Below are 17,739 nucleotides of genomic sequence, written 5' to 3'. Positions count from 1 at the left end.
CCGTGGTCCTACTCCTCGCGCTCGTCGCGAGCGGCGGGGAGATGGGGCAGGCGGTCGGCGGCGATGACGCCTTCGAGGAAACCGCGGGCCCGCTCGGTGCGGGGGTAGGCGTCCAGAAGCTGCCAGAAGCGCGCACCGTGCCCCGGCACCAGCAAGTGGGCCAGTTCGTGCAGGAGCACGTAGTCGATCACGTACTCGGGCATGCCACGCAGCCGGTGCGAGAGGCGGATGCTGCCTTCGGCCGGGGTGCAGGAACCCCACCGGGTGTTCTGATTCGTCACCCAGCGGACGGTGTCCGGCCTGGCCCGGCCGCCGAAGTACTGCTCGGACAGCCTCGCGGCGCGCTCGGCGAGCTCCGCGTCGCCGAGCATGCGCTTGCTCTCCTGCGCCGCCAGCTTGTCGAGCATGACGTCGACCCAGCGTCGCTCCTCGTCCGTCGACATGCGGGCGGGGATCATCACGACGGTGCGGTCGCCCTCGCGGTACGCGGAGACGGTGCGCCTGCGGCGCGCACTGCGGCGCACTTCGACCGCCGGCTGGCTGGTGCTGTTCAGCGGGTCGACGGACACGCCTCGAACCGTACCCGCTGATGGGAGCGGAAGTCCCACCTCCGGACGGGTTCGAGGCAATCACCCCATACCCGTTCCCTTCATATGACTGTCTCCCAAGGCTGTGGATAAGTTTCAGCGCCGCCAGCCCTGCAATCGCATGCTGTCCGAGGCAGTGACGAGTGACGAAGGACGGGGGCAGCATGCATCCGATGATCAAGCCGGCGCTGCGGCGGGCATGGCGGGACAGGCAGACGGTGCAGTACGGCGTTGCGCCCGCGCATGCCGTGCTGCTCGGGCCGGTGGACAACACGACGGCGGCCTTCATGGAGGCGATGGACGGCACACGCTCGCTCGTGCAGTTGCGGGAGGAGGCCACCCGGCTGGGGCTTCCCGAGGGAACCACGGAACAACTCGTCGACAGGCTCGCCTCGGCGGGGGTGCTCGACGACGCGACGGCGGACCGGGAGGCGTCGGCGAGCGTGCACGACCGGCTCCGGCCGGATCTGGCTTCCCTGTCCGTTGTGCACCGGCGGCCGGGCGACGGTCTGCACAGGTTGGTGGCCCGCAGCGAGGCGTGCGTCCAGGTGCGGGGCGCCGGGAGGGTGGGGGCTCTCGTCGCGTCGACCCTCTCCGCGGCGGGCGTGGGGGAGGTCGCGGTGGTGGACGGCGGCCAGGTCGAGCCCTGGGACACTGCGCCGGGTGCCATCTCCCCGGACGACTGCGGGGAGCGGCGCGACGTGGCCGCGCGCCGCGCGGTCTCACGTGCACGGCCGTGGAACTCCCGGCCACGATCCCGTTCACGGCCGGTACCTCGTCTCGTGGTGTTCGCGCCACGGGACGGCGTCGACGCCTACGCGCCGGATCCCGGTGCCGCGGAGGGATTCATCGGGGCAAGGACGCCTCATCTCTACGGCGGAGTGGTGGAGAGCACGGGCTTCGTCGGGCCGTTGGTCACGCCGGGAGTTTCCCCGTGCGCCGGCTGCATGCTGCGAGTACGGGCGGAGCGGGAGCCGAGCTGGCCGCTCGTGGTGGGGCAGTGGCGCATGTCGGCAAGACGGCGGTCGGGGGTGCCCGCGTGCGACTCGGCGCTGGCGACGGTGGTCGCGGGTGCCATCGCCTCCTACGCCCTCAGCTTCCTCGACGGCGACGGGGCCTGCGCCTCGGGATACCGGACGCGGTTCTCGCTGCCGCATCTCATCGGCAGCACCGAGCAGTTCTCCGCTCATCCCGAGTGTCCGTGCGGTGCCTCTTCCGTGACAGCGGATCACCCGCTCTCGGCGGATGCCGCCGAAGAGGTCACAATGGCCTGATGGCCGCCGTTCTCGGTGCGCTCCGGCAGAGCCGTCTGGAAGTTGGAGGGGCCCATGTCTGATCTTCCCCGCAAGGCAGTCACGCGTACGGCCAAACTGGCCGCACTGCCGCTGGGGTTCGCCGGACGCTCCGCGTGGGGTCTCGGCAAGCGGATCGGGGGTCTCTCCGCCGAACTCGTCGGGCACGACCTTCAGAAGCGCACCGCGGAGCAGCTCTTCAAGGTGCTGGGCGAGCTGAAGGGCGGTGCCATGAAGTTCGGGCAGGCGCTCTCGGTTTTCGAGTCGGCGCTCCCCGAGGAGATAGCGGGGCCTTACAGGGCGACGCTCACGAAGCTCCAGGAAGCCGCTCCCCCGATGCCGACCAGCACCGTCCACCACGTGCTGGCCGAGCAGATGGGCGAGGACTGGCTCGAGCTCTTCGAAGAGTTCGACGACATGCCGTCGGCGGCCGCGTCGATCGGGCAGGTGCACCACGCCGTCTGGCACGACGGGCGCGAGGTCGCGGTGAAGGTGCAGTATCCCGGGGCAGGCGAGGCGCTGATCTCGGACCTCACTCAGCTCGGCCGGTTCGTACGGATGCTGGGACCCCTCATCCCGGGTATGGACATCAAGCCGCTCGTAACCGAACTGAGGGACAGGGTCACCGAGGAGCTGGACTACGGCCTGGAGTCCCAGGCGCAGAAGCTCTACGCCGAGGAGTTCGCCGAGGACTTGGACGTCGTGATCCCGGACGTGGTGCACCAGTGCGAGCGAGTGCTGGTGACGGAGTGGATGGACGGGGTACCGCTCGCCGAGGTCATATCGGAGGGAACCCAGGAAGAACGGGACCGAGCGGGGCAGCTGCTGGCTCGTTTCCTCTGCTCCGGCACCGCCCGCACAGGGCTGCTGCACGCGGACCCGCACCCGGGGAACTTCCGTCTGCTGCCCGCCGAGGAGACCGAGGTCGGGGAGGGTGAATGGCGGCTCGGCGTGATGGACTTCGGCACCGTGGACCGGCTCCCCGGCGGGCTGCCGCCCGTCATCGGTACGGCGTTGCGCATGGTCATCGACGGTGAGGCCGACGCCGTCTACGAACTGCTCTGCTCGGAGGGCTTCGTCAAGGACTCCATAGAGCTGGAACCGGCAGCGGTGCTGGACTATTTGGTGCCCGTCATCGAGCCGGCCCGTGCGGAGAGCTTCCACTTCCACCGCGGGTGGATGCGCGAGCAGGCGGCTCGGATCGCCGATCCCCGTTCTCCAGCGCACCAGTTGGGCAAGCAGCTCAACCTGCCCCCGGCGTACCTGCTCATACACCGGGTGACGCTGAGCACCATCGGCGTGCTGTGCCAACTGGGGGCGACGGTGCGGATGCGCGAAGAAATGGAAGCCTGGATACCAGGCTTCACCCAGGAGGACCTCGTGCGGGACGACGGCGCCCAGGACGAGGAGGACGGCGGAGAGGCCTCGCCGACCGCCGCCGAGGCCTCCGCCTGACGAGCCAGACGGCCATGGCAGAAGGCGGACCAGTGCCGTAGGGACCCGGTGCGCATAGGGGCCCGGCGCGTAGGGCGCGCTAAGAACCCGGTGCCATGGGGGCGCGGTGCCGCAGCGATCAGGCCCGGGCGACAGGGCTTCGGGGCTCGGGCATTGGATGCGCGCCCCGGCGGCAAACGGCGGGGAGCCGGGGCGTACGCCCCGGCTCCCCGCTTGTTCACTGCATGACCGCCATGGCCAGCGCTCTGCGGGCGCGCAGCGAAGCGCGTTCCGCGCGGCGCTGGAGGCGACGAGCCGAAGTGACACGCAGTGCTCTGCGTTCTGACTCGGCCTCGTGGAGACGCTCGTTCATATGGGCTCGGGCCAGGGATTCTGGCATGAGTTGCATTTGTCGGGTCCTGTTCTGGCGCGAGGAGTTCGCGTCGATTCTGGAGTGGCTCGGGGTGTCGGAGTCGGATGTCATCGTCGGATCCTGCTTCGGAAGGGGACGCTGCTGGGGATCGCGCGTCATCGGGCGGTCGATGGTGCCTGCGGTGTTCATGCTGTGACCGGGTTCTTGCGGGGACGGCCACGGGGACGCTTCCGGGGCACAACCACGCCCTGGACGAACAGCTCGCCTCCCCAGACGCCCCAGGGCTCACGGCGGTCCTTGGCACCGGCGAGGCAGGCCTCACGCAGCGGGCAGGTCTGGCAGAGCGTCTTGGCGTACTCCACGTCGGCCGGAGCCTCGGCGAAGAACACCTCCGGGTCGTAGGAGCGGCAGGGCACGGTCACACCCAGTCGCTCGATTGCTTCGTCGAGCTCGGTGAGCGTGATCAGCGGGGCAGTCACGAGATCCTCCGTGGTGGCATCGGGCGGCATCAGGTCGGTCGTGGATGACGGGGTGTGCGTTTCGGGGTGCACTGCCGGGTTCCTCGTCTGTTGATGTCTGTCGTGTTGTCGGCCGGCTCGTGGCCGGTCGGGGCAAACAGAAGGGCCGCGGATCCCTGTGTGGGTTCCGCGGCCCTGGAAGGTGCCGACCTGATCTCGCCGATCAGGCTGGATCTCTCCAGGGTTCGAGCCCACGGAAGGCCCACATCGGGTTGTGCTTCGTCTTCTGGCTGCTGTTGCCGGCACCGGCGGCCGCGAGCGCAAAGGCGTAGGCCGCTGCCTGCGCCACTGCTGCCGCTACCTCGAGTGCCGTCGCCGGTCGCTCGCCGGCGCCGGGGACGACACGGGACAGACGCGTGCCATCGATCCGGGAGGCGAGCAGGCAAGAGGCGACGACCGAGCGGTCGGTCACCTTGGTGGTGTTAATGAAGTCGATCACTGGGCTCGCCTCCTCTCGGCGACTCGGGGGATCAGCCGGAGCCGATCCGCAAACGTGCAAGAGTCAGTACAGCATGGATGGGTTGGAGCGGAAAGCCCCCGCCCTGTCCACGTCCGGAAGGCTATGGGGCTCCGGACGGCGCGCGCAAACTATTTTTCCGCCGTCTCTGAAAAACCTTCCGGGTCGGCTTCCGACGAGGGCGCCGGAGGCACTTCTTCCGCCTCATCTGCCGCCGGTCCGGACGTCCCGCCCTCTGCCGACTCGGCGGCGGACCCCAACTCCTCGCCCGCGCACAGCGCGAGGACATCCGCCCCGAAACGCTCCAGTTTCCGGGCGCCCACACCGGAGATGCACGCGAGCGCCCCGTCGTCCTCCGGCACCGTCTCGGCGATGGCCATCAGCGTCTTGTCGGTGAAGACGCAGTACGCGGGCTGACCCAGCTGCTTGGCCCGCTCGGAACGCCAGTCGCGCAGCCGCTCGTAGAGCTGCTCGTCGAGATCCGACGGGCAGCCCTCGCAGCGCATCAGCTTCATCTCGCCCGGGTCTGTCAGCGAACGCCCGCACACCCGGCAGCGGACGGGACCGCGCCGCTTACGCCCGCGGCCGCCGGACGCAGCGCCCCGCTCGATACCCCCGCGGCCGCCGGCCGTTCCCGCTCCGGTCGCGGTCGACCCGGGCCGAAGTCCGTTCAGGAACCGGCTCGGACGGCGCCCGCCGCGTCCACCGGGTGAACGCGACAGCGCCCAGGAGAGGTTGAGATGGAGACGGGCCCGAGTGACGCCGACGTAGAGCAGCCGGCGCTCCTCTTCGACCTGGGCGTCGCTCTTGGCGTGGGTGATCGGCATCATGCCGTCGGTGAGCCCCACCAGGAACACCGCGTCCCACTCGAGGCCCTTGGCCGAGTGGAGCGATGCGAGGGTGACGCCCTCGACGGTGGGCGCGTGCTGGACGTTGGCCCGCTCGTCCAGCTCCGCGACGAAGTCCGAGAGCGTCGGTTCCTCGCCGCCCGCCGCGGAGCGGCCTGCTGAAATGGACTCGGCGAGCCGCACCAGGGCCATCAACGACTCCCAGCGGTCACGGACGGCTCCCGAGCCCGCCGGAGGCTCGTCCGTCCAGCCCTTGCCGCTGAGGACGGCCCGCACCTGTGAGGGAAGACCGACGGCCCCGTCCAGCAGGCTGTCATTGCCCCCGAACCGGGCGGCGCTGCGCAGTGCCACGCCTGCCTCGCGAACCTCGGGGCGCTCGAAGAACCGCTCGGCACCCCGGAGTTGATAGGGCACACCGGCGTCGACGAGGGCCTGTTCGTAGATCTCGGACTGGGCGTTGATGCGGTAGAGCACAGCGATCCCGCTGGCCGGAACGCCCGAGTCGATGAGCCCGCGGATGCGTTTGGCGGTGCCTTCCGCCTCGGACGGCTCGTCCGCGTACTCCGTGTACGCCGGTTCGGGCCCGGCCTCGCGCTGCGAGATCAGCTCCAGGCGGTGTTCGGCGGCGCGGCCCGCCGCCTGTGAGAGCAGTCCGTTCGCGAGATGCACGACCTGGGGTGTCGAGCGGTAGTCCCGCACGAGCTTGACGACCGTGGCGTCCGGGTGGCGGACGCGGAAGTCGAGAAGGTGGTCGGGGGTGGCGCCGGTGAAGGAGTAGATCGTCTGGCTGGCGTCACCGACGACGCAGAGGCTGTCCCGGTCACCGACCCACAGTTCGAGAAGCCGCTGCTGGAGCGGGCTGACGTCCTGGTACTCGTCGACGACGAAGTGCTGGTACTGGGCGCGGACAGTCTCCGCGATGTCCGGACGGTCCTGCAGGACGCCGACCGTCAGCAGCAGCACGTCCTCGAAGTCGATCGCCGAACGCTCGCGCTTCAACTGCTCGTAGAGCCCGAAGACCCGGGCGGTCTCCGCCGGATCGCGCGGGGGGATCCGGCCCGACTTGGCCACCACCGCCGGGTAGTCCTCCGGCACCGTCTGCGTCACCTTGGACCACTCGATCTCACCGGTGAGGTCCCGCAGTTCGCTGCGGTCCAGCCGGAGCCGGCAGCGGGCCGCGGCCTCGGCGACGAGCTGCACCTTGCGCTCCAGCAGCCCGGGCAGCTCGCCGCCGACCGCGCGCGGCCAGAAGAACTGGAGCTGGCGCAGCGCGGCCGAGTGGAACGTACGGGCCTGGACCCCCTCCGCCCCCAACTGCCGCAGCCGCCCCCGCATCTCACCCGCAGCCCTGCTGGTGAACGTGACGGCGAGCACACTTGCGGGCGGCAGGATCCCCGCCCGCACCCCGTACGCGATCCGGTGCGTGATGGCGCGGGTCTTGCCCGTGCCCGCGCCGGCCAGCACGCACACGGGGCCGCGCAGTGCCGTGGCCACTTCACGCTGCTCCGGGTCGAGCCCCTCCAGCACCGCGTCCGCGTCGCGCGGCGGGCCCGCGAACGCGTCCTGACCGACGGGGGAGAAGAGAGTGGAGTCAGTTGCTGCTGTCACCCCGCCATGCTGCCAGGTCGTACGAGGCAGGCGTGACGCTTGTCCACAGCCGGAGCCGGATCGTCATACGACACTCACGACTCTCCCCCGTCCGGGAATGGTCCGGCCCGTCCACACGTTCCCCTGTCACCAACGGACACGAAGGAGCGCAGGACCGATGACGGGAAACGTGACGATGTACAGCACCACGTGGTGCGGCTACTGCCGTCGGCTGAAGGGCCAGATGGACCGCGCGGGCATCCCGTACACCGAGATCAACATCGAACACGACCCGGAGTCCGCCGACTTCGTGGAGAAGGCCAACAACGGCAATCAGACCGTGCCGACGGTGCTCTTCCCCGACGGGTCCACCCTGACCAACCCCTCGCTGGCCCAGGTCCAGCAGAAGGTCGGCGCCTGACCGTCCAGGACGTCCGCCCCCGCCCGGAGCATCACCACCCGGGCGGGGCGCCCGGAGCCTTACCGCCCGGGCCGGGGCAGCGGCTCCCCGTACCAGCGCTCCACGAGACGTGACGCGATGGAGATGCCGGACGGCGGCAGCACCTCACCCGTGGCAAACGCTTCCTTGAGGTCTTCGCGGGAGAACCAGCGGGCCTCCTCGATCTCGTCCCCGTCCACACGGATCTCCGGTGAGGTGGCGCGGGCCATGAAGCCCAGCATCAGGCTCGCGGGGAACGGCCAGGGCTGGCTGGCCACGTAGTCGACCCTGCCCACCGTCACGCCCGCCTCCTCGGCGACCTCCCTGATGACGGCGGCCTCCAGGGACTCCCCCGGCTCGACGAACCCGGCGAGCGTCGAGAAGCGGCCCTCGGGCCAGTGGACCTGTCGGCCCAGCAGCGCCCGGTCCTTCTCGTCCGTCACCAGCATGATCACGGCAGGGTCGGTGCGGGGGTAGTGCTCGGCTCCGCAGGCCGGGCAGCGGCGCACATGTCCGGCAGCGGCGATCACGGTGCGTTCGCCGCAGCGGGAGCAGAAGCGGTGCGTGCGCTGCCAGTTCTCCAGACCGACGGCGTGCGCCATCAGTTCGGCGTCGCGGGCGGAGAGCAGCACGCCCGCCTCGCGCAGCCCGGCGGGCCGCGCGATGTCGTCCATGCGGCCCGGCAGCGAGTCCTTCTGCAGGGCGAAGTAGCGGACGCCTTCGTCGTCGACGCCGAGGAAGTACCGGTGGGCCTCGGTGAAGGGCGCGTCGAACGACGGCATCATCACCAGCTCGGTGCTGCCCTCGCCGTCGTCCACGATGAGCGTCTGACCGCCGGAGACGACGAAGCACCGCGTCGTCGGATGGCTCCAGGCGGCCGCCAGCCACGCCTCGTCCATCCGGTGGTGGGCTGCGCGGTCGATGCCGCCTGTAGGGGTCAGGGTGATCGGGCGGTCCGTGCCGGTGTCCGTGTCCGTCCCCGCGGCGCTGCCTGCGGTGGCGGCGCCGGAACCCGCGGTCGAGTCGGTACCAGTGGTCACTTCAGCTTCCCTGCTCCTCTTCATGCTCCGCTGTCCGTACGCTCCGCTGCCGGACCTTTCCAGACGTCCTGCGAGCGCGCACCGGACGCACGATCGTCGGTGCTCCAGTGCTCCGCGAGATCGCCCCAGAGGTATGCGGCGGTCTCGACGCCCTTCATCAGCAGGTCCAGTTCGACCTTCTCGTCCGGGGAGTGCCAGCCGTCCGACGGCACCGAGATGCCCAGGAAGAGCACCGGCACCCGGAGCACGTCCTGCAGATCGGCCGCCGGGCCTGACCCGCCCTCACGCGTGAAGCGGACCCGCTGCCCGAAGGCGCGCTCCATCGACCGTACGACCGACTGCAGCGCCGGATGCCCGAGCGGTGTCAGGCAGGGACGGGTCGCCCCCCAGAAAGTGATCTCGTGCCGGACGCCGTCCGGCAGGCTGCGCGCCACCCACTCGTGGACGGACTGCTGGATCTTCTCCGCGTCCTGTCCCTCGACGAGCCGGAAGGACAGCTTCAGCTGCGCCTCGGAGGGGATGACGGTCTTGCCGCCGGGCCCCTGATAACCGCCGGCGATGCCGTTCACCTCGGCGGTGGGACGCGCCCAGATCCGCTCCAGCGTGGAGTGACCCGCCTCGCCGAGCGCGGCGTACGACCGGGCCGTACGGAGCCAGGTGTCCTCGTCGAACGGGAGCTGGGCGAACAGCTCACGCTCGCGGCACGTCAGCTCGACGACGCCGTCGTAGAAGCCGGGAAGGGTGACGCGCCGCTCCTCGTCGTGGAGACCGGCCGCCAGCCGCGCGGCCTCGGTGGCGGGGTTGGGGACGGCGCCGCCGAAGGAGCCGGAGTGGATGTCCTGGTCCGGTCCGTACAGGTCGATCTGGCAGTCGGTGAGGCCGCGCATGCCGGTACACACGGTCGGGGTCTCCCGCGACCACATGCCGGTGTCGGAGACGATCACGGCGTCGCAGTCCAGGCGCCCGCCCTTCTCCTCCAGCAGCGCCCGGAAGTGCGGTGACCCGGACTCCTCCTCGCCCTCGACGATCAGCTTGAGGTTCACGGCCGGGGACGTACGCCCCGTCGCAATGAGATGCGCCCGCACGCCGAGGGTGTGGAAGAAGACCTGGCCCTTGTCGTCGGCGGCGCCGCGCGCATACAGACGGCCCTCGCGCTGCTCCGGAACGAACGGCTCCGAGTGCCAGCCGTCGGAGCGGTCCGCGGGCTGGACGTCGTGGTGCCCGTAGACGAGCACGGTCGGGGCACCAGGATCACCGGACGGCCACTCCGCGAAGACGGCCGGAGCGCCCGGGGTCTCCCAGACCTCGGCGACGGGGAAGCCCGTCGCTGCCAGCCTCCCGGCGAGCCATTCGGCGCTCCGCCGCACGTCACCGGCGTGGCCCGGGTCGGCGGAGACGGACGGGATGCGCAGCCACTCCACGAGGTCGTCGAGGAAGGCGGCGCGCCTGTCTTCGATGCAGGCCCGGACCGCGTCGTCCGGAGCTGCCGGGATGCTGCTCATGCCGGGCAGCCTATCCGGCATCCGGGGGACGGCCCCCATCCGTACCCGCGCCGTCCCGGCCGAGGAGCAGCTCCTCGAGGCCGGTGCGGCCGAGCAGGCCCTCGGGGCGTACGACCTCGCCGCCGCGCACGTAGAGGAACGCCGCACCGACGGATTCGAGGGGCACCCGCTGCTTCTCGGCCCAGGCCAGGCGGTAGACGGACAGCTGGAGCGGATCGGCGTCGCGTGCGCGGCCCGTCTTCCAGTCGACGATGTCGTACGTCGCCGTGCCGTCCGGTGCGACGTCGCGGTACACGGCGTCGATGCGGCCCCGGACGACCCGGCCGCCCAGTTCGAGCTGGAAGGGCTCCTCGACGCGGTACGGCGTGCGATGCGCGTACGGCGAGCGCTGGAAGGCCTCCTTCAGCGCGGCCAGGTCGCGCTCGTCGGCGATCCCGTCCGGTTCGTCGTCGCTTCCGTCGGCACCGGAGGATCCGACAGCTCCTTCCCCGGCTCCGGGAAGCTCGTCGGGACCGAGCATCGGAAGCGTCAATTCCTCGAACCTGGACTCCACCCAGGCGTGGAAGCGCGTGCCCCTGCGTGCCGCGTCAGGCTGCGGCGGTCGGGGCATCGGACGGGCCAGCTCACGCGCGAAGCCGTCCGGGTCCGCGGCCATCCTGAGCATCTGCGAAGCGGACAGCGCGGTCGGCAGCGGGACGTCGCGCACGGGCACGCGGGAGCGCCGCAGCTCGCCGGTGAGCGCGTCCAGGTCACGGTCCCAGGACGCGACGAGCCGTGACTCCTCCGGGCTGAGGGGCTCCGGTGCCTCACCGGGCCCGGCGGCTGCGACCTGCGGGCCGGGGGTCGCGTGGTCGCCGTCCGCGGCGGGGGCGTCAGCACCGGCCGCCAAGGCCGAGGCGTCCTCCCGTACCAGCTCCTCCTCGGCGAGGCGTTCCAGCACCGCGTCCGCTGCCGCGCGCCGGTTGGCCATCGCGGCCTCGTCCAGCGGCAGCGGCCAGGCGCGCACCTCCGCGGCAGCGGCGGAGAGCGCCGGGTTCTCCTCATCCTCGGCCGGTGCGTCCGCCCAGTGCTCGACCTCGCCGTGCGCGGGGTCCGCCTCGCAGTGGGACCGCAGCGCGTCGAGGAACGCCGACGGGCCGCGGGGCCTCTTCTGGTGCGGACCCCACCAGTGACCCGAGCCGAGCAGGAGCGAACGGGGGCGGGTGAACGTGACGTAGCCCAGGCGGAGTTCCTCGGTGGCCTGGTGGTCACGCATCGCGGTCTCGTAGTCCTTCACGCCCTTCGCCGTCCACTCCGCCACATCGGGGAGCGTCCCGGCGTCACCGCGCAGCGCGTGCGGCAGGACCTTCGGCCGGCTGAGCCACGACTCGCGCGCCTGCTCGCTGGGGAACTGCTTCGACACCAGCCCGGGCACGGCCACGACGTCCCACTCCAGGCCCTTGGCCTTGTGCGCGGTGAGCACCTTCACCGCGTTCTCCCCGCCCGGCAGCGAGCTGTCGAGCCCTTTCTCGTACTGGACCGCCGTACGCAGGAAGCCGAGGAAGGCGAGCAGCGTGGCCTCGCCGTCGACGGCGGCGAATCCGGCGGCGACGTCGAGGAAGCTGCTCAGCGTCTCGCGGCGGCGGGCGGCGAGCGCGTGCGGCGACGCGGAGAGTTCGACTTCGAGGCCGCTGACCGCGAGCACCCTGTGCAGCACGTCCATCAGCGGATCGGCCAGTGAGCGCCGCAGATCCCGTATCTCGGCGGCGAGCCTGGTGAAGCGCACCCGTGCCTCAGCGGAGAACGGCAGCCCGTCCACGTGCGGACCGCCTACGTCGAGGAAGGTCTCCAGCGCGTCGGCGAGCGAGACGACCTCCGCCGGGTCGACGCCCTCGACCGCCGCGGCAAGGCGCCGGTCCGGATCGCCGCCGTGGTCCTCTCCGTGTTCGACGAGCAGTCGCGCCCGCCGCCCCAGCAGCGCCAGGTCGCGGGGGCCGATCCGCCAGCGGGGGCCCGTCAGCAGCCGTACGAGGGCGGCGTTCGCGGTCGGGTCGGAGAGGACCTCGCACATGGCGACGAGGTCGGCGACCTCCGGCAGGTGCAGCAGGCCCGTCAGGCCGACGACCTCGACGGGGAGTTCGCGGGCGACGAGGGCGCCCTGGATCTCGGCGAAGTCACCCGCGCCGCGGCACAGAACGGCGATCTCGCCGGGCGGTGTGCCCGTACGCACGAGGTGGGCGAGGGAGTCGGCGAGCCACTCCACCTCCTCCTCGTGCGTGGGCAGCAGCGCGCACCGCACCACGCCGTCGCTTTCGGCACCCGGCGCGGGCCGCAGCGCCTCGACGCCGTCGTGGCGGATGCGCAGCGGCGCCGCGAGGGTGTTGGCAAGGGAGAGCAGACGCCCGCCGCTGCGGCGGTTCTCGCTGAGGGAGTAGCGACGGGCGGGGCTGCCGTCCGCGTGGGGGAAGTGCCGTGGAAAGTCATCGAGGTTGGCCACGGAGGCACCGCGCCAGCCATAGATCGCCTGGCACGGGTCGCCGACGGCCGTGACGGCGTGGCCCGCGCCCTCCCCGCGGCCCGCGGCCTGCCCGGCACCGGGCCGGCCGGCGCCGAACAGCCCGGAGAGCAGCACACGTTGAGCCACCGAGGTGTCCTGGTACTCGTCGAGGAGGACGGCGGAGTACTGGGAGCGCAGGGCCCTGCCGACCTCCGGCACGTCGCGCGCCAGGGTGGCGGCGAGAGCGATCTGGTCGCCGAAGTCCAGCAGGTCCCGCTCACGCTTCCTCGCCCGGTACTTCTCGACCAGGCGGAGAAGTTCGCCCCGGCCGAGAGCGGCCTGCGGCACCTTGCGCAGCGCGGCGTTGCCGAGGGGGACGCTCTCGAGGGCCGCGAGCAACTCCTCGTCGTACGCGCGGAGTCCGTCCGGCGGAACCAGGTGTTCGCTGAGCTCGCCGTCGAGGGCCAGCAGATCCTCGACGAGCGCGGCGACGGACTTGGTGAGCGCCTCGAAGGGCCCCGGGTCCGCGCGCAGCACGCTCGCCGCGAGCTGGAAGCGCGTGGCGTCGGCGAGGAGCCTGGAGCCCGGCTCGATGCCGAGGCGCAGCCCGTGCTCCGTCAGCAGCCGCCCCGCGAAGGCGTGGTACGTGGAGATCTGCGGTTCGCCGCGGGCGTTCTCGGGGTCGTCGGGGTCGGGGTCGGTGATCCCCGCCCGTACGAGCGCTGTGCGTACCCGCTCGGAGAGTTCGCCCGCCGCCTTGTTGGTGAACGTCAGGCCGAGCACCTGCTCCGGCTGCACCCGGCCGGTGCCCACCAGCCACACCACGCGCGCGGCCATGACCGTCGTCTTGCCCGAACCCGCACCGGCCACGATCACTTGGGGAGCGGGGGGCGCTGTGATGCAGTCGAGCTGCTCCGGGGTGAACGGGATACCGAGGAGCTCTGCGAGCTGTCCGGTACTGGTGAGTCGTGCGGGCACGGGAGAGACGCTAACGGCTCCCACCGACAACTGCCGTGGAAAGGCCGCTGCGGTACGGCAATGCACGTTGGGCCGCCCGGTCGACGTCTCGTCAACCACCGCTGCGCGCAGGGCAGTCGGTCACTCGACGATCTGGCGCCCCTCGCTGCGGGCGGAGCAGGCGCCGCGGAAGGCGCAGTGCGTGCACTGCGACCCGGGCGAGGGCGTGAAGCGCTCGTCGAGAACGCGCCCGGCCGCCGTGGCGAGCAACTCGCCCACCCACTCGCCCCCTTCGCCCTCGCCGCCCTCCGCTCCGTCGCCGTCCCCCGCCTGGGAGCTTTCGCTCAGCGCCTCCTGACGCTGCACCATCGGCAGCGAGTCGCCGCCGTCCCGTTCGGACGCCCCCAGCCGCAGGTGCACCAGCTCGGCGCCGCCCGGTTCCGGGCGCTCTCCCCCGAAGAGGTGGTCGGCAGCACCCTCGCGGACGGCCAACTGGTAGACGGCGAGCTGTGGATGGCGTGCGACCTCCTTGCCGGTCGGCTTGGAGCGCCCGGTCTTGAAGTCGACCACGTACGCGCGCCCCTGACCGTCGCTCTCCACGCGGTCGACGCTGCCGCGGATGCGCACCGCGTACTCCCCCGCCTCCAGCGTGACGTCGAAGCCGAGTTCGCTGCCCATGACGGTGGCCTCGCCGCCGGGCGCGTCCGCCGCAGCCGCCGTCCCTTCCGGACCCTCCGCACCGCTCCGCATCACGTGCCAGCGCAAGAACCTCTCCAGCGCCGCCCGCGCGTTCTGCTTCTCCTGACGGGACTTCCACGGTGCCTCGAACGCGAGACCGTCCCAGACCGTCTCCAGCCGCTCCATCAGGACGGCGAGGTCCGCGGGCGTGCCGCCGGAGGCCACCTCGTCGGCGAGCACGTGCAGCACGTTCCCGAAGCCCTGTGCTGCCGTGGCAGGGGCGTCGGCCTTCACCTCGCGGGCCAGGAACCACTGCAGCGCACAGGAGTTGGCCAACTGGTCGAGCGCGCTGCCCGACAGCGTGACGGGCTGGTTCGGGTCGCGCAGCGGCGTGGCGGAACGCGTCGGCTCGTGCAGCCCCCACCAGCGGTGCGGATGCGCCGCCGGGACGAGCGCGTGGCCCTCCTCGTCGCACAGCCCGGCCAGCCGGGCGAGCCGTTCGGCGGCGGCTGCCCGCAGCGCAGGCGAGGCCGCCTGGTCGACGGTCGTGGCACGCAGCTCCGCGACGAGTGCGGAAACCGAAAGCGGGCGCCGCGGGCGGGAGTTGACCGTCTTCGGCTCGACGCCGAGTTCACTCAGGAACCTCGACGGCTGGTCCCCGTCGTCCGCGGGAGCCCGCACGGCGGTGACGATCAGCCGTTCCTTCGCGCGCGTCGCCGCCACGTAGAACAGCCTGCGCTCCTCCGTCAGCAGCGCGCCGGGTGACAACGGCTCGGCCAGCCCGTCACGGCCGATGCGGTCGGACTCCAGCAGCGAGCCGCGGCGCCGCAGATCGGGCCAGAGGCCCTCCTGCACACCCGCCACGACGACGAGACGCCACTCCAGGCCCTTCGAGCGGTGCGCCGTCATCAGCCGCACCGCATCGGGACGTACGCCCCGGCGGGTGAGCGTGTCGGCGACGATGTCCTGGGCGTCGATCTCCTCGAGGAAGTTCAGGGCGCCCCGGCCGCCGGTGCGTTCCTCGGCGCGGGCTGCCGCGTCGAACAGCGCGCACACGGCGTCCAGATCGCGGTCGGCGTTGCGTCCGGCGGCTCCGCCTCGGAAGGCCGCACGCTCCAGACGCTGCGGCCAGGGTGTGCCGTCCCACAGCTGCCACAGCGCCTCTTCGGCGGTGCCGCCGCCCGCCAGCAGCTCCCGCGCCTTGCGCAGCAGCAGACCGAGGCGCTGCGCTCCGCGCGCGTACGCCGGGTCGTGCGCCACCAGTCGCTCCGGCTCGGCGAGCGCTTCGGTCAGCAGTACGTCGGAGGGGCGCGGCACGTTCTCCCCCGCCGCGCGCTCCTCCTCGCGCAGGGCACGGCCGAGCCGCCGCAGGTCGGCGGCGTCCATGCCGCCGAGCGGCGAGCCGAGAAGGGTGAGGGCGGTCGCGGTGTCGAGCCAACCGGCCGCGGGGCTGCCGCCGTCGCCGCCGTCCGGGGCGGTGCCCGCGGTGCCGCCGTCGCCGGGAGCCGGGTCCACGTGGGCGGCCGCGCGCGCCACCGATCTCAGCGCCGTCAACAGCGGTGCGACAGCTGGTTCATGACGCAGCGGCACGTCGGCCCCGTCCACATCCAGCGGGACGCCCGCCGACGTCAGCGCGCGCCGCGCGGCCGGGATCGTTCGCCCGCCCGCACGGACGAGGACCGCCATCTCGCCCCAGGGAACGCCCTCTTCGAGGTGCGCTCGGCGCAACAGGTCGGCGATGTTGTCGAGTTCGGCGCCCGCCGTCGGGCACGTGAAGGTCTCCACCTTTCCGCCCGGCCGCTGAGCCGCGAGGCCGCGGTGCGCCCGTACGGCCTCCGCCGGCAGCCGCGTCAACGGGATGCGACGGGTGATCTCACGCGTGGCCTCCATCAGCCGGCCCCCGCTGCGGCGTCCGGCGCGCAGCACACGGACCGGGGCGGGCGCGCCCGAGCGCTGACGGAACACCTCGGGGAAGTCGAGGATGCCGTTCACGTCGGCACCGCGGAAGGTGTAGATCGACTGGTCCGGGTCGCCGAAGACGACGAGGTCGCGGCCGCCGCCGGCCAGTGCCCGCAGCAGCCGCACCTGGGACGGGTCGGTGTCCTGGTACTCGTCGACGTAGACGGCGTCGTAGCGCCGGCGCAGCTCGTCCGCGACACCGGCGCTCTCTGCCAGCAGCACGGCACGGTGCACCAGTTCCGCGTAGTCGAGCACGCCCTGCGCGTCCAGCACGTCGAGGTACTCGGCGAGGAAGTCCGCCGCGGCGGACCAGTCGGGCCGCCCGGTGCGCCGTGCGAAGTCGCCGAGTTCGTCGGGGCCGAGGCCGAGTTCCCTGCTGCGCGCGAGCACGGCCCGTACCTCGTCGGCGAAGCCGCGCGTGGTGAGGCAGGCGCGCAGCTCGTCGGGCCAGGCGATGCGGCCGCGTCCCTCGGACTCCAGGGCGAGCTGCCCCTCCAGCAGTTCACGGATGTACAGGTCCTGTTCCGGGCCGGACAGCAGGCGCAGCGGCTCGGCGAAGAGTTCGGCGTCCTGGTGCGCGCGGACGAGCGCGTAGCAGTACGAGTGGAAGGTGGTCGCCTGCGGGGCGGAGGTGTGTTCCGGGAGCCCCGTCAGGCGCGTCGCCATCCGGTCGCGCAGTTCCACGGCGGCCTTGCGGCTGAAGGTGAGTACGAGGATGCGGTCGGGATCGCCTCCCGCCCGTACCCTCTGCGCTACGGCTTCGGTGAGCGTCGTGGTCTTCCCCGTGCCGGGCCCCGCAAGCACGAGCAGCGGACCGCCGGAATGGTCAACCACTTCGCGTTGCTGTGCGTCCAAAGCAGGAGGGTCCTCGGGCTCCGGCCGCGTGCGCACCAGCCGGTACGTACCGGCGACCGGACCGTGGCCCGGGGCCCGACCGATGCCGGAGCCCGGCCGGTGCGCGTCGGACGGGATGGAGGAGCTCACGTGGATCGCCTCGGGGAGGGTCTGTGCTGACTGGTGCAGACGCTACGCCAGCGGGCACACGGGCCGCAGCGCGGCACTCGTGTACTCCGTACGGGTGGCCAGGTACGAGCGGGGAGCGGAGATGGCGGAAGGTGGTAGCTGTGAGCAGCCGCAGTACGTGGTCACGTCTCGCCGTTCCACCTGGCCCGCCGCATGTCGATACGCGGAAGGTGCCCGTCCGTGGAACGGCCCGCCTCTCGCAGCGGCGTGCCCTCCGCCCGGTAGTGCTCCAGAGCGCGCAGCTCGTTGCCGGGCAGCAGCGCGCCGTCGGCCCGTACGACACGCCACCACGGCACGGCACCTCCGTACAGCGCCATGACACGGCCCACCTGACGGGGGCCGCCTTCTTCGAGCCATTCGGCGATGTCGCCGTACGTCATGACGCGGCCCGGCGGGATGTGTTCGGCGGTGTCGAGAACCCGCTCCGCGTACTCGGGCAGTTCGGGCGGTCCGGGTGGTTCCGGCGGCCCCGGCTCGCTCGCATGCATGCCGGCAATGGTGCCGTACGCCACCGACAGCCGCTCCGAGGCAGGGCTCTCCCGGCCTACGAGGCCACCCTGGGCGGCCGC

Annotated in this window: 13 protein-coding genes; 3 read left to right on the top strand and 10 right to left on the bottom strand. The window is 71.9% G+C overall.

What is annotated here, in order from left to right; translation table 11 throughout:
- Nucleotides 1-8: 8 nt before the first annotated feature.
- Nucleotides 9-569: a M48 metallopeptidase family protein gene (locus I004_RS0102245; protein ID WP_051344598.1), complete on the bottom strand. Its 561-nt coding sequence runs from the start codon at nt 567-569 to the stop codon at nt 9-11.
- Nucleotides 570-751: 182 nt separating this feature from the next.
- Between I004_RS0102245 and I004_RS0102240 the strand changes: the two genes are divergently transcribed.
- Both I004_RS0102240 and I004_RS0102235 read left to right on the top strand, forming a co-directional pair.
- Nucleotides 752-1,861: a ThiF family adenylyltransferase gene (locus I004_RS0102240; RefSeq protein ID WP_028434157.1), complete on the top strand. Its 1,110-nt coding sequence runs from the start codon at nt 752-754 to the stop codon at nt 1,859-1,861.
- Between the two features lie 54 nt (nt 1,862-1,915).
- Nucleotides 1,916-3,334, top strand: coding sequence for an ABC1 kinase family protein (locus I004_RS0102235; RefSeq protein ID WP_028434156.1), 1,419 nt, complete (start codon nt 1,916-1,918; stop codon nt 3,332-3,334).
- A 217-nt stretch (nt 3,335-3,551) separates the two neighbouring features.
- Here I004_RS0102235 and I004_RS37900 read toward each other — a convergent pair whose 3' ends face one another.
- The 4 genes from I004_RS37900 to I004_RS31655 form a co-directional block, all read right to left on the bottom strand.
- A complete protein-coding gene (locus I004_RS37900; protein WP_078510736.1) occupies nt 3,552-3,875 on the bottom strand; it encodes a hypothetical protein in 324 nt (107 codons plus the stop codon).
- Nucleotides 3,872-4,237, bottom strand: coding sequence for a WhiB family transcriptional regulator (locus I004_RS0102225; RefSeq protein ID WP_028434155.1), 366 nt, complete (start codon nt 4,235-4,237; stop codon nt 3,872-3,874). Before I004_RS0102225 ends, I004_RS37900 begins: the two co-directional genes overlap by 4 nt.
- Nucleotides 4,238-4,367: 130 nt before the next feature.
- The gene (locus I004_RS0102220; RefSeq protein ID WP_028434154.1) at nt 4,368-4,643 is read right to left on the bottom strand and encodes a hypothetical protein; all 276 of its coding nucleotides are present in this window, start codon (nt 4,641-4,643) and stop codon (nt 4,368-4,370) included.
- 149 nt (nt 4,644-4,792) lie between these two features.
- Complete coding sequence (locus I004_RS31655; RefSeq protein WP_051344597.1) at nt 4,793-7,117, bottom strand: ATP-dependent DNA helicase UvrD2; 2,325 nt, start codon at nt 7,115-7,117, stop codon at nt 4,793-4,795.
- 157 nt (nt 7,118-7,274) lie between these two features.
- Here I004_RS31655 and I004_RS0102210 point away from each other — a divergent pair, with 157 nt between their 5' ends.
- Nucleotides 7,275-7,517, top strand: a complete 243-nt coding sequence (locus tag I004_RS0102210; RefSeq protein WP_028434153.1) for a mycoredoxin — start codon at nt 7,275-7,277, stop codon at nt 7,515-7,517.
- A gap of 59 nt (nt 7,518-7,576) precedes the next feature.
- On the opposite strand, the gene nudC is transcribed toward I004_RS0102210, so the two are convergent.
- The 5 genes from nudC to I004_RS0102185 form a co-directional block, all read right to left on the bottom strand.
- A complete protein-coding gene (gene nudC, locus I004_RS0102205) occupies nt 7,577-8,575 on the bottom strand; it encodes an NAD(+) diphosphatase (RefSeq protein ID WP_028434152.1) in 999 nt (332 codons plus the stop codon).
- 20 nt (nt 8,576-8,595) lie between these two features.
- The gene (locus tag I004_RS31650) at nt 8,596-10,077 is read right to left on the bottom strand and encodes a dipeptidase (RefSeq protein WP_078510787.1); all 1,482 of its coding nucleotides are present in this window, start codon (nt 10,075-10,077) and stop codon (nt 8,596-8,598) included.
- 10 nt (nt 10,078-10,087) lie between these two features.
- A complete protein-coding gene (locus I004_RS0102195; protein WP_028434151.1) occupies nt 10,088-13,531 on the bottom strand; it encodes an ATP-dependent DNA helicase in 3,444 nt (1,147 codons plus the stop codon).
- A 120-nt stretch (nt 13,532-13,651) separates the two neighbouring features.
- On the bottom strand, nt 13,652-17,086 hold the full coding sequence (locus I004_RS0102190; RefSeq protein ID WP_028434150.1) for an ATP-dependent DNA helicase: 3,435 nt from the start codon (nt 17,084-17,086) through the stop codon (nt 13,652-13,654).
- A 206-nt stretch (nt 17,087-17,292) separates the two neighbouring features.
- Nucleotides 17,293-17,658, bottom strand: a complete 366-nt coding sequence (locus I004_RS0102185; protein ID WP_028434149.1) for an MGMT family protein — start codon at nt 17,656-17,658, stop codon at nt 17,293-17,295.
- Between the last annotated feature and the right edge of the window lie 81 nt (nt 17,659-17,739).

It is taken from the genome of Streptomyces sp. TAA486, from assembly GCF_000426165.1.
This window is presented reverse-complemented; position numbering and strand designations above follow the sequence as displayed.